12 protein-coding genes and 3 pseudogenes are annotated in these 12,402 nt (G+C 35.2%); 8 read left to right on the forward strand and 7 right to left on the reverse strand.

Annotated features, from left to right (window positions below; genetic code table 11):
• Positions 1-75: 75 nt before the first annotated feature.
• Positions 76-841 (reverse strand): annotated as a pseudogene (locus tag MKX73_RS15740) (IS110 family transposase); the annotation flags it as partial.
• A 224-nt stretch (positions 842-1,065) separates the two neighbouring features.
• Here MKX73_RS15740 and MKX73_RS15745 point away from each other — a divergent pair.
• Positions 1,066-1,401, forward strand: a complete 336-nt coding sequence (locus MKX73_RS15745; RefSeq protein WP_340718275.1) for an STAS domain-containing protein — start codon at positions 1,066-1,068, stop codon at positions 1,399-1,401.
• 154 nt (positions 1,402-1,555) lie between these two features.
• Here the strand turns inward: MKX73_RS15745 and MKX73_RS15750 are convergent, their stop codons facing one another.
• Entirely contained in the window at positions 1,556-2,419 is an 864-nt protein-coding gene (locus tag MKX73_RS15750) for a manganese catalase family protein (RefSeq protein ID WP_340718276.1), read from the reverse strand.
• Between the two features lie 153 nt (positions 2,420-2,572).
• Between MKX73_RS15750 and MKX73_RS15755 the strand changes: the two genes are divergently transcribed.
• Positions 2,573-3,196, forward strand: a complete 624-nt coding sequence (locus MKX73_RS15755; protein ID WP_340718277.1) for a DUF421 domain-containing protein — start codon at positions 2,573-2,575, stop codon at positions 3,194-3,196.
• Positions 3,197-3,356: 160 nt separating this feature from the next.
• Here MKX73_RS15755 and MKX73_RS15760 read toward each other — a convergent pair whose 3' ends face one another.
• Positions 3,357-3,899: a recombinase family protein gene (locus MKX73_RS15760; RefSeq protein ID WP_340718278.1), complete on the reverse strand. Its 543-nt coding sequence runs from the start codon at positions 3,897-3,899 to the stop codon at positions 3,357-3,359.
• 93 nt (positions 3,900-3,992) lie between these two features.
• Between MKX73_RS15760 and MKX73_RS15765 the strand changes: the two genes are divergently transcribed.
• Together MKX73_RS15765 and MKX73_RS15770 are read left to right on the forward strand one after the other, a co-directional pair.
• Positions 3,993-5,420 carry a SulP family inorganic anion transporter gene (locus tag MKX73_RS15765; RefSeq protein WP_445326860.1) on the forward strand — a complete coding sequence of 476 codons (1,428 nt, stop codon included), beginning with the start codon at positions 3,993-3,995 and terminating at the stop codon, positions 5,418-5,420.
• Between the two features lie 13 nt (positions 5,421-5,433).
• Positions 5,434-5,847 (forward strand): universal stress protein, encoded by a 414-nt coding sequence (locus tag MKX73_RS15770; RefSeq protein WP_340718279.1) that lies wholly within the window; start codon positions 5,434-5,436, stop codon positions 5,845-5,847.
• A 75-nt stretch (positions 5,848-5,922) separates the two neighbouring features.
• Here MKX73_RS15770 and MKX73_RS15775 read toward each other — a convergent pair.
• The 3 genes and pseudogenes from MKX73_RS15775 to MKX73_RS15785 all read right to left on the reverse strand — a co-directional run.
• Positions 5,923-6,006 (reverse strand): annotated as a pseudogene (locus tag MKX73_RS15775) (IS3 family transposase); the annotation flags it as partial.
• Between the two features lie 241 nt (positions 6,007-6,247).
• Positions 6,248-7,075 carry a hypothetical protein gene (locus tag MKX73_RS15780; RefSeq protein WP_340718280.1) on the reverse strand — a complete coding sequence of 276 codons (828 nt, stop codon included), beginning with the start codon at positions 7,073-7,075 and terminating at the stop codon, positions 6,248-6,250.
• A gap of 127 nt (positions 7,076-7,202) precedes the next feature.
• A complete protein-coding gene (locus MKX73_RS15785; protein WP_340718281.1) occupies positions 7,203-7,550 on the reverse strand; it encodes a helix-turn-helix domain-containing protein in 348 nt (115 codons plus the stop codon).
• Positions 7,551-7,676: 126 nt separating this feature from the next.
• Between MKX73_RS15785 and MKX73_RS15790 the strand changes: the two genes are divergently transcribed.
• On the forward strand, positions 7,677-8,669 hold the full coding sequence (locus MKX73_RS15790) for a DGQHR domain-containing protein (protein WP_340718282.1): 993 nt from the start codon (positions 7,677-7,679) through the stop codon (positions 8,667-8,669).
• A gap of 335 nt (positions 8,670-9,004) precedes the next feature.
• Here the strand turns inward: MKX73_RS15790 and MKX73_RS15795 are convergent, their stop codons facing one another.
• Positions 9,005-10,231 (reverse strand): MFS transporter, encoded by a 1,227-nt coding sequence (locus MKX73_RS15795; RefSeq protein WP_340718283.1) that lies wholly within the window; start codon positions 10,229-10,231, stop codon positions 9,005-9,007.
• A gap of 1,018 nt (positions 10,232-11,249) precedes the next feature.
• Between MKX73_RS15795 and MKX73_RS15800 the strand changes: the two genes are divergently transcribed.
• The 3 genes and pseudogenes from MKX73_RS15800 (at position 11,250) to MKX73_RS15810 (ending at position 12,389) form a co-directional block, all read left to right on the forward strand.
• Positions 11,250-11,510 carry a metal-sensitive transcriptional regulator gene (locus tag MKX73_RS15800; protein ID WP_340718284.1) on the forward strand — a complete coding sequence of 87 codons (261 nt, stop codon included), beginning with the start codon at positions 11,250-11,252 and terminating at the stop codon, positions 11,508-11,510.
• 50 nt (positions 11,511-11,560) lie between these two features.
• The gene (locus MKX73_RS15805) at positions 11,561-12,037 is read left to right on the forward strand and encodes a DsrE/DsrF/DrsH-like family protein (protein WP_340718285.1); all 477 of its coding nucleotides are present in this window, start codon (positions 11,561-11,563) and stop codon (positions 12,035-12,037) included.
• A 64-nt stretch (positions 12,038-12,101) separates the two neighbouring features.
• Positions 12,102-12,389, forward strand: a pseudogene (locus MKX73_RS15810) (rhodanese-like domain-containing protein).
• Positions 12,390-12,402 lie beyond the last annotated feature (13 nt).

Here is a 12,402-nt window from a genome sequence, read left to right on the forward strand (position 1 = left end):
TAAATTTGTGCATGCCAAATAACCGTCCAAATTCTTAATTTGGAAAGTTCAGGTTTACTTGGTTAAATTGTTAAATCAATCTATGTCTTGGAAAGAATTCTTGCTTTTTAATAGTGCATAAATCCAAAGTAAGAGTTTGTTTGCACAAGCTATTACAGCTACTCTAAATAGTTTTCCTTCTTCCTGTTTTTTATCATAAAACGCTCGTAATTTCTTATTACGAGGAAGGATTTCATCCGTTGTTTTCTGTTTTCGACAGTCACGAATAGCACATTTAACAGCCATATACAAAGCTTGCCGTAGTCTGCTAGAGCCTCTTTTGGTTATTCGGTTGTAAGTACCTTTGAATGTACCAGATTCAAAGACACTTGGATCAAGACCGGCAAATGCGACTAGTTTCTTAGGGTGATTAAACCTTTCAATTTCCCCAATTTCAGAAACAATCGTGGCAGCGATTTTTTTTCCGATTCCAGGAATTGATTGGATAATCTTAGATTCTTCAATACTTTTTGTTAAAACATCTATCTCATTTTCAAGTAGGGATAGATGTTTTTTGTATTCAAAGAGCATATTAACATACATATCTAAACTTAGGGAAAGACTAATATAAAGCCTTCTGAAAAGGGTTTTGAGCTGCTGCAGTCATTAGCTTTTCGGCCTGTTGATTTGCCCATTATAGAGAACGAGAATTACAGAATTCTTTTATTTTAGTTGTTAATACTTCATTATTGGCTTTCAATATATCTTTTGATGTAGGAAATGCCTGTAGTATTTTTAAAGAAACATCCGAATATAAGTCTCCAAAAACATTACTATATTCAGGGAAAACTTGATCTAAAACTGTAGGGGTTTAACGCTCGAATAAGGGTATCATGCCCGCCACTCCAAATGAAGCCGAGCTGTGCGTCTGAAAAATACACAGTGGGTTAAGTGGCTCACTATTGGGTTGCGATATATACACAAATCAATGACGAAGGATTATTCTTCTTTTCTAATCTAAATAAAAATGGTTAAATAGTCTTAAGGGAGACGAATATTACTGTAGATTAACGGAGGGGAAACTAAATGAATTTAAAATTACAAAGGCGGGAAATTGGTGATTTACTCTATGGATTTATTGAAGGTGAAATCGATACTCATACAGCACCAATATTAAAAGATGAATTAGGGTTAATTGTTTTGTCGGACGGTTTGATTATAAAATTAGATTTATCCAAAGTAACTTATATGGATAGTAGTGGCCTTGGTGTACTTGTAGCCTTCTATAAGAAAGTAATTAAAGAAAACACTTCACTAATATTTATTAACCCATCTGCAAAATTAACAAGAATATTTAATATAACGGGCCTTAGTCAGTTTATAGATATTGAAGTAAAAAACGAGAAAATTCTAGAAGTGTAATTAATATTAAAAGTAATAACGATGATTACCTATTGTTTTTTGAATAAAAAAACAATGTCTCGAAATAATTCGAAGTCCAATGGAGTGATAAATAAAAAAGAGGGCGATAAACACCCTCTATAGTTTGAAGTCTTTTCAATTGAAACTTTAGCTTTTATTCTTGTGTATAGTTTGCTGATTCCGTTGAGGGAGCAGCCTCTCCGGGAATTGGTGTATTATGAATATAAGCGGGTGCTTGCCCCAGTTTAGGTACTTGTCCCATTGCTTCAGGATTTGCAATATATTCAAAATTAGCCTGCTTATCCATACTTGGTCCGGAAGCCCATCGCCCTTGTGAACTTTCTTCCCCTTTTGAGAAGTTCATAAAAGAGTAAGAGACTTGCTGTTTTTCAAGTCCTTGTGGGAAGGTACTAGGAACAATTGGCTTTTGTTTTTGTTCTAACTCTTCTATAGCAGCCATCCATTGATTTTGGTGCATTGTATCCCGAGCAATTAAAAATGATAGCATATCTCTTATACCGGGGTCTGTTGTAGACTCATATAATCTTACTACTTGTAATCTTCCTTGAGATTCAGCGTTAAGATTTGCACGAAAATCCGCCAAAAGATTGCCGCTAGCAATCGTATAGCGTGAATTCCACGGGTAACCCACACTATCTGTTGGGGTTGCACCTAGTCCGGAAACAATAACATGTTGTGGATTCATTCCACCTAAGACGGCTCCTATTAGAGGATCTTTAGCAGCTTGTTCTTGTTCATTCACGGGAGCTCCATCAAGTAACTGGGCAATCATTGTGGTAATCATTTCGACATGTGCGATTTCTTCAGTACCGATATCTAAAAGCATATCTCGATATTTTTCTTCTCCTCGACAGTTCCAACCTTGAAATAGATACTGCATCATAACCGTTATCTCACCGAATTGTCCACCTAAAATTTCTTGAAGTTTTTTTGCATAAACCGGATCTGGTCGTTCTGGTTTAGCATTATATTGTAATTCTTTAATATGGTAGAACATTAAAAGCCCCTCCTTTAATTTTCCTTTTTATTTTAGACATTAAAATTCATTTTTAATCCTAAACCTTTTTAGGATTGTTTAATCATTGAATAGTGATAATAAATTTGGAGAAGCTATTATTAATTCTTTTAATGAACGGTGGTTATCTGTTAGATGGAATGGGATTATATATGGAAAGCTATATTAGTTGTTGTTGCGGGAACAGTTCTCTTGAGAATTGCAGGCAGGAAGACAATTTCACAAATGACATTGGCTGAAACAGTTATTATGATTGGAATTGGGTCATTACTTATTCAACCTGTAGCCGGTAAGGATATTTGGACAACCATATTAGTTGGAGGTGTGCTTGTTGGGACACTGTTAGTGATGGAATATATTCAAATAAAATCTGATATTATTGAAAAATTAATTACAGGTAAAGCAAAAATTGTAATAGATAATGGAAAATTGAATAAACAAAATTTAAAGAAACTTAGGTTATCCGTAGACCAACTGGAAATGAAATTGAGGCAAAATAGTGTATCTAAAATAAGTGACGTGAAATGGGCAACATTAGAACCGAATGGTCAATTAGGTATTGAGTTAAAACAAGATGCTCAACCTGTAACGAAAAAGGATTTCGAAGAATTTAAAAGAAATATGATTAGTTTAATAACTAATAATTCTCAAGATAATCATACAAATGAAGTAACCAATGAAGGAAATAATCAAGAAAATATATTCTTAGAAATTCAGAACAAGGGTCACCAGTCGCCACCACCAAAGGACCTACAATAATAGGGACTGTGTTCATTGGATACAATGATAATATTATTGTGACGCTAACTATAACTCCACCACTACTTATAAGATTTAATTTAGGGAAGTGAACGAGTATATAATACTGAAAAGCATCTGTTGGTTTACTCTATGCACAGATGCTTTTTTAATAGGTCCTTTATTCAATAGTTTCAAGATAGCGGTATAGTGTCGATTTACTAATGCCTGTCTCATTTTTAATATCTAAAAGTGTAAATTTCCCGGACTGATACATATCAATCGCTTTCTTCACATTATCATCGGATTTTTTAGGGCGCCCGATAGATTTACCTTTCGCTTTTGCATCCGCCATACCTAAAGTAGTCGATTGCTTAACGATATCGCTTTGAAATGTTAAAAAGAAGTGTAAAACCTGTTCAAGCGATTTTCCGAGTAATTGTGTAGATGTAATATTTTCCTCCATGAAATGAAGCGTGACTTGATCACGTTTACAAATTTTAAGTAACTCCTCTAAATGCCTCGTAGAATCGGCAATACTAAAGAAACGTAGTACTTGAATCGTATCTCCTTTTTCTATTGCCATGAGTAATTCTTCAAGAGCTATCCGCTTTTTTGCACGGCCATGATTTTCAGTGAAAACTTGGTCACAATTCATTAAAGCAGCCGTTTGTATGTGCATACCTTCATCGTTGTATAGTGGTCGTTGATAACCGTAAATCATTCATTTCACTCCATTTTCGTCCCATAAAGGTTCCTTTTTGGGAAAAGTATGCTATGATATTCTAGGAATTTATTTTATATGAAGGAGAATATCATGCAAAGTTTAAAACAACAATGGTTCGGTAATGTACGTGGAGACATCTTATCAGGGATTGTCGTGGCATTAGCGCTCATTCCAGAAGCAATTGCCTTTTCCATCATTGCTGGTGTCGATCCAATGGTCGGACTTTATGCGTCATTTTCTATTGCAGTTATTATAGCATTTGTTGGTGGCAGACCGGGAATGATATCTGCTGCAACTGGCGCAATGGCATTAGTTATCGTTAATTTAGTAGCAGATCATGGATTACAGTATTTATTAGCAGCCACAATTTTAACAGGGGTTATACAAGTACTATTTGGCGTGTTTGGCATTGCGAAATTAATGCGCTTTATTCCGAATTCAGTTATGTTAGGTTTCGTGAATGCTTTAGCGATTCTTATTTTTATGGCACAAGTACCCCATTTTTTAGGTGAAGGGACAATGACGTATGTTTTTATAGCCGTTACATTACTTATCGTCTATATATTGCCACGTTTCTTTAAAGCGATTCCAGCTCCATTAATCGCGATTATATTATTAACAGCAGTCACATTTATGTTTAATGTGGAATTAAAGACAATTGGGGATTTAGGTTCAATTACACAGAGCTTACCAAGCTTTTTCATTCCAGATGTACCGTTAAATTTAGAAACATTGTCGATTATTTTCCCATATGCACTTGCACTGGCATTAGTTGGCTTAATGGAATCTCTGATGACGGCTCAAATTGTCGATGATATGACAGATACGAAATCAGACAAAAACCAAGAAGCACGTGGACAGGGAATTGCAAACTTAATTAACGGTTTCTTCGGTGGGATGGCTGGTTGTGCAATGATTGGCCAATCGATTATTAATGTCAAATCTGGTGGGCGAGGTCGCCTATCTTCACTTGTTGCAGGTTTATTCTTAATGTTCTTGATTTTAGTACTTGGGAATGTTGTAGTAGATATCCCAATGCCTGTACTTGTAGGAATTATGATTATGGTGAGTATCGGTACATTTGATTGGGGTTCGTTTAAATATCTTGCAAAAGCGCCTCGGACAGATGCGATTGTGATGCTTGCTACAGTTGCAGCAGTTGTATATACACACAACTTAGCAATTGGCGTTGTTCTGGGAGTAATTTTAAGTGCATTATTCTTCGTAGCATCGATTTCAAAGGTTCGTATCCATCAGAATAGAGGTGTGTTTATTGTAGAAGGGCCACTGTTTTTCGCATCGACACAAAACTTTATTCAAACGCTTGAAGAAGCAAAAGAAAATTATGTCACGATTGATTTAACAAGTAGTCATTTATGGGACGAATCCGCTGTTGGTGCTGTTGTAAAAGTCGTCACAAAGCTGGAAGAGCAGGGTAAGACAGTAAAAGTCATCGGTATGAATCCTGCGAGTGAAAAGCTCTATAAACAATTATTAAATGTTAGTGTGTCACATTAAAGGGGGATTCTTTATGTATCAGCATATTTTATTAGCGGTTGACGGTTCTGAAAATGCTGTGCGTGCAGCTAAAGAAGCAGTGAAAATTGCTTCAGATGCTTCATTAATTGAAATGATATATGTTGCAGATTTTGAAAAGGCAAAAACCGAAGTTTTACATGCAAAGTCCAGCGAAAGTTTAATGTTGGAGCGTAAACGTAAAATAGCGCCAATAGAAGAAGTTTTAAGATCCGCTGGTAAGCAATTTAAATTAACAATTTTACATGGTACACCAGGCCCTGAAATTGTGAAATATGCTAATGAGAAAAAAGTTGATCTTGTTATCATAGGTAGCCGTGGCTTGAATTCATTACAGGAAATGGTATTAGGTAGTGTAAGCCATAAAGTAATGAAGCGTGTTCATTGCCCAGCATTAATTGTGAAATAACGTGATGTAATTAAAAAGTACTTATCACCTTTTGCACCCCAAAAAGTTAAATATTATATATTAAGTTAGGCAACTTCAGGATTGAATTCGGTATTGTACCGGACTCAATCCTTTTAATTTTTCTATAATCCGTTTGTGATTATAATACAATCGTAGATACACTTACTGCCCACTTGTATTTGTAAACCCAGACACATAAGACGTAATAGGGATTGTGCCTGGAGAATACTAACTGAGGCTAGATAAACGGCTTTAGAGAAAAAAGGTTTATTAAATACTTTAACTTATTAAAGAAATAAGCTGCGAATAAGAAAGAGTATGTTTTGATTAATCTTAATCAAAACGCTCTTCTTATTGTTTGAGATTAATAAGATTAATTAAACTTTATTACAAAGCAGCATTAATCAAGATTAATATCCTTGTTAGGTAATCTATTGAGTCCCTCTAGTTTAAAATTTACCGAAATATCATAATCATTTTGAAATGAATGTTTAACAGTACTTCTTCCAATGTAAATGTCAGTATCCTTTTCATATTTATTATTAAATGAATCATAATAGGTTACTAATACTTTCATTCTAGGAATTAATTTAGAGTCAAAATGAATACAATTTAAGAGTATAGCAATATTAAAAATCGCTTGATGACTTTTATTTAATAGAAAAGAAACTGATTGCTCTGGTCGTATATAATTAAAAGACTGATTATCTGTTGAATCCATATCATAATTGTGCATAGACTTCTTTTTAAAATCTTCACCGTATTCATACTGAAAAAATTCCATACCGTAATCAGTATACAAATTTCGTAAATTAAAAATTTTATCCTTATCCAATTCTATTAATTCATTGAGATAGTCTTTTTCAATATATGCCTTGAGTGATACATACTTTGCCACACCATTTCCAATATTCGTTATTTTAACTGGTAGAGGATTAACCTCACTGAATGAATCTCCAATGTTATTGCTCCATGAGGCAGCAAATAAGATTTCTTCATTTTGAAAATTAACAAATAACTCAACCGGTTCGATAAATAAATCTGGTTCTTGTGAATGTGTTCTTTGTAATTGCATTTCATAAACTTGTCTAACAACAGCCTTTAAATTAATCATAGTAAGTATAACGGTTATTACTGCAATAATAACCCCAAATATTGTGAAAATAGAAACTAAATTTTGTAGCAAATTTGATTCTGAATTTAAAAAATTAAGAAATTCATCTATCAAAAGTCTTCCTCCCTGCAACTAATGTTTAATTGTATTATATCAATTCCATATAGTAAGTGATAATAACCAGGATAAAAAAACAGCAATTCCATGATGGAATTGCTGCTCTAACTATATAGATACATATTTATTTATACATTTGTTTTATTTCTTGAACAATATTAATAATTCTACTTATTTCACGCTCATTAAAGTCATTCATTATGTTTAATAATACCTTTAGCTTCTCTTGCTTATTAAAAAATTGCTCATCAATGTCTAATCCTTCAAACTTTAATAATTCGATCGGTGATATTTCTAATCCATGCGCTATTTTTTCAAGTGTTTGCATAGTAATATTGCGTTCTCCACGCTCAACACCTGCTAAGTAAGTGGTATGTAAACCGCATTTTTCGGCCAATTCTTCTTGCGTTAAACCATTAATTTTCCTAACTTCTCTAATGTTTGCACAAATAACTTTAATTAGTTCTGACATTTTATCACCTCACTTTAAGATTATGTGAGATTTAAAAATCCAAAAGATAACCATAAGCGCAAAAAACTTGAATACTATACGTAAAAGTATTATTATACTTAGTAGTAACAAAAAGGAGTTAAGAAATTGAGTAATTTATTAAATTCTAATATTGCAATAGAAAATGTTGTTCAGACTAAAATGAGAGGCAGAGTAGCATATCAAGGTGCTGTCTCGTCGCAAATTGCTATACAGTTTTCTTATTCTAAGCTCTATAACGATCCATCAGGAAAAGGTTACCAGCGCCCAATAACGAAAAAGCGTTGTACTGATTTTGCGAATTATTTATCACAAGGTGAAGGCGCACTTTATACGCCTATTCTTTTAAATGCAGCAGGGAATTGGGAGTTTCATGCCTACGATAAAAATCGCCCGTCTTTTGGACGATTATTATGTAAAAACAAGGCCGCTTTGATGGATGGCCAACATCGTCTCGGAGGAATCAAAGAATATATGGAAGAGACAGGATCTACATTAAATGTCCCATTCCTAGCATTTCATTATTTAGATGAAGATGAAGAAATTTTACTTTTCGATGTCATAAACACGAAAGCAAAGGGGATTGGGACTTCATTAAGCCGTTATCTCAACCGAAATACGGATGATTTAAGCTGGGTAGCTACAAACCTCATTCTTAAACCCGAAAGTCCTTTTTTCTCTAAAGGAACTTTAATAGGTATGCGAAGTAAAGAGCGTAATATCACATTACAAAATCTTTATAATATCGTTCATCTTCTTACAAAAGGTTCAGAGTTAGCTTCACTGCCGAAAGAAAAAAAGTTAAATTTAGCGCTATTTTACTTCAATTTAATTAAAGAATTGTTTCCCGATGAGTGGGAGGATAATAAATTATATAGAATGACTCACATAACTTGTTTAAATGCATTAGCGATTGCAGGTAATACGATTCTAAATGAAAATTATCTTTCAAAATCGCAACAACCGGATTCAGTTAAAATCGCTAACAAAATGGCGAATTTAAGTAATATAGATTGGCTTTCTATTGGAGATTTAAAGTATTTAAAAGGGGTAGCCGGATCTAAAATGTTGGCTAAAGACATTTTGAATTGTGTTAAATAAGAATTTCAAGCTGGCTAAGCAATATGCTGTCAGCTTTTTTATTTTAAAAAAGTGAAATGGAAAAGATGTAAGCTGCCGACTTGGCACTCAAGTAGGGGACATTGATTACAAACAGTTGCTGGAATTGTGAAAGTACCGCTATAGGCATTTTGTGCGATGTGTTTAAATGATAAAGCTTTTGCAAATACTAAGGGGTTTGTCATGAATGAAAATGGCGTGAAAACGTCTTTTGTTAGACAAATCACACGACAAGATATGTTAAAGTAGCGAAAATAAAAATAGCATCAACAAAAGCTCATCGAATCGGTGGGCTTTTGTTGGTGCTGAGATATTCGTTATGAACGTGTTTTATTGGTTGCCCAGTACAAGACCGGAAGTAAAATAAAGCCGATTACTCCGCCTACAAATGCCAGTGTACCAAATGACGACATAGACATGAATACGCCTGACAGTAAACCAGCACTTGCACCGAAAACTGCAATGGATACATCGGTTGTTCCTTGGACCTTCGCACGTGTTTTCAATGTCGTCCCGTCAATAATGAGTGCTGTTCCACTAATGAGACCGAAATTCCAACCAACACCAAGTAAAGTTAACGCAATCGTAATGCTAAGTAGGGAATCAGCAGGTGAAAACGTTCCGATGACCCCTGATAAGAATAAGGTAACCGATGAAGCGATAATCATAACTGAACGCCCAAATTTATCGACTAACGCCCCCGTCACAAGGGACGGTAAATACATGGCTCCAATATGCATACCAATGACTAAACCAACTGCCGATAAGGAATGCCCATGATGCGTCATATGAATCGGTGTCATCGTCATGATGGCGACCATAATGACTTGTGTAACAATCATTACGATTGCACCTAAATAAATGAGTGGTCGCTTTTCAGTAGATTCGGTCGTTACTTGCGTCTTCGTTTCAATTGTTCGGGCAACGAGCAGTGGATCTGGTTTTAGTAAAAAGAATATAATGACGCCCGCTAAGCCGTAAGCTACAGCTGCTAGGATAAATGGTCCTGTTAATGTAGGAAGACCGATTGAATCTGCCATTCTACCAGTCGGTGCAACAAGGTTTGGTCCTGTGACAGCCCCAATCGTTGTAAAAACCATCGCCAAGCTAATCGCTTTACCTCTCGTCGTAGGAGTAGCTAAGTCGGTGCCTGCGTAACGAGCTTGTAAATTGGTCGCAGTCCCTGCACCATATAAAAATAAACTACTAAAAAGTAGCACAATGGAATCAATCGCTGCTGCATATATAACCCCGAGTGCCCCAATCGTTCCAATGAAAAAGCCTGTTGCTAACCCGATGCGGCGTCCCCTTTTATGTGAAATCGCCCCAATGGAAAAAGCGGCAAGTGCTGAACCGAGTGTAAAGAGGGCTGTCGGTAACCCGGCAATGGCATCACTCTCCATCATGTCCTTTGCTAAAAGAGCCCCAACTGTTACACCTGCTGCTAAACCTGCCCCACCAAAAATTTGAGAGGTGATAATAATCCAAAGTGTTCGTTTATAGAGTTTGCGTTGCTGTTGTTCTGAAAGCACTTCAGTATGCATATAGTCCCAACTTTCTTAAATTGATTATATTTTTGTAAAGTTTCTTTTGTTCGTAAATAGTTAAAGCTTGCTAGCATTGGTAAAACAGCGATAATCCCCATCGCAACCGGTAGCGAGTGCCAGTCCGCTAACAGCCCTGCAAATAGTGCTCCGAACGTGGAGTCACTGTTACGCCAAAAACGATAAATTCTCATTAATGAGCAAGCCATCTTGTTGGTGCCATATCACTAATGGCAGTTTGTAGCGTTGGATAAACCATCGCGGTCCCAAGTCCAACTAAAATTGCTCCAATGAGCCATGCCATATAGGAATCCTCAAGTAAAATAAGCCAAATCGAGCTCGCCTGTACTCATATCCCGCCCACAATCAGTCCTTTACATCCAATTTTATACAATAAGCCACCTGTGAACAATTAGAAAATTCCCCACGTTGCATGATAAACAGCAATGATCCAACCCATTTTGCCAACAGTTAAACCACCGGATAGGTGTGCGGAGATAATATAATTATTTAATTTTATAATAAAGTCCTTTAAAAAATAATAAAGTTGTTTAATTCATATTGAACTAACGAAGCAGGTTAGTGAAAGAAGGATTCTTTAACCCAAAGAAGTATATTTTAAAGTAAGTTTACTTTTATAATATCTTTAAAACCTAACAAAGTAGGCAATTTTCATTTACGATTCCCTCAGTTAAAATAAAAACACATAATTTAAAACATTAATTCAATTAAATTCAATTAAATTAGAAAGGGGTTAAAATCCTGCTGTTTTTGCTTTTAATTGACCATCAGCAAAAAAATAAGAAAGCTTTATACATAGAGTATAGGGCTTTTTCTTTTAGTAAAATCTTAAAAGGAAAGAAATAATTATTAGGAAAGTATATTTAAAGTTATATAAGAGTAATTTACGCTAATTTAAAAACTTTTAAAAAAAGTGAAGTAAAAGCGTTGACATATACCTATAGGGGTAGTAGTATGTGTATTAGATTGATGCGCAACATGTAAAGAGGTGAACATTATGCAATACGATGCGAAAGTCACAGTCCGACTAAAAAAAATTGAAGGTCAGCTGAAAGGGATTTTACGTATGATGGAAGACGAAAAAGATTGTAAAGCCGTTATTACGCAGCTAAGTGCCGTTCGTTCTGCTGTCGATCGTTCAATTGGTGTGATTGTTACTGAGAATCTCGTGAGTTGTATGTCAGAAGAAAATAAAAAAAGTATGAATCAAGATGAAATGATCAAGCAAGCAGTTGATTTATTGTTAAAAAGTCGATAGGACTTTTATTTTTAAATAATTTAATACCCCTATGGGTAGTGGAGGTTGCGATGGAAAAGAAAAGAACAACAATCGTTTTATTTAGTGGAGATTATGATAAGGCCATGGCGGCTTACATTATTGCAAATGGTGCAGCAGCGTATGATCATGAAGTAACGATTTTCCATACATTCTGGGGAATTAACGCATTACGCAAGCAAGAGCCTGTTGAAGTGAAAAAAGGCTTTTCAGAAAAAATGTTTGCCAAAATGATGCCACGTGGTGCAGAGCAATTAGGTCTATCTAAAATGCAAATGGCAGGTATGGGTCCTAAAATGATTAAGCACGTAATGGAAAAGCATAATGCCTTAACATTGACACAATTAATCGAAATGGCACAAGAACAAGACATTAAAATTGTAACTTGTACGATGACAATGGATTTACTTGGCTTACAAAAAGAAGAGTTATTAGATGGCATCGAATATGCGGGGGTAGCTGCCTATTTAGCAGACGCAGAAGATGGCAACGTAAACTTATTTATTTAAGGGATGCGAAATGGAAACTTAGATTGAACTTGAAGTACTTATTAGGATTTTAGCATGGCGTATGATGCCAACAAAAAGTGTAAAGGCGATTACAACGGCACAATTGAAATCGATTATTAACGATAAGGACAAATTTTTTATCGATGTTCGCACACAAGGCGAGTATAAAGCACGCGGTTTATAGCAGTTTAAAAACTTACCACTTGGATCAGCCTTTTCAAAGCTACCAAAGGATAAAGAGATCGTTGAGATTTCTCAAAGCGGCATGCGCTTAAAGCAAGCATGTTTAAAATTAAAGAAGTTAAGGTATGAAAAAGTAACGAATGTCCGTGGTGGCATGAGTGAATACTAAGGAGGAACTTTTA

Source organism: Solibacillus sp. FSL W7-1436, from assembly GCF_038007305.1.
Classification (GTDB): domain Bacteria; phylum Bacillota; class Bacilli; order Bacillales_A; family Planococcaceae; genus Solibacillus.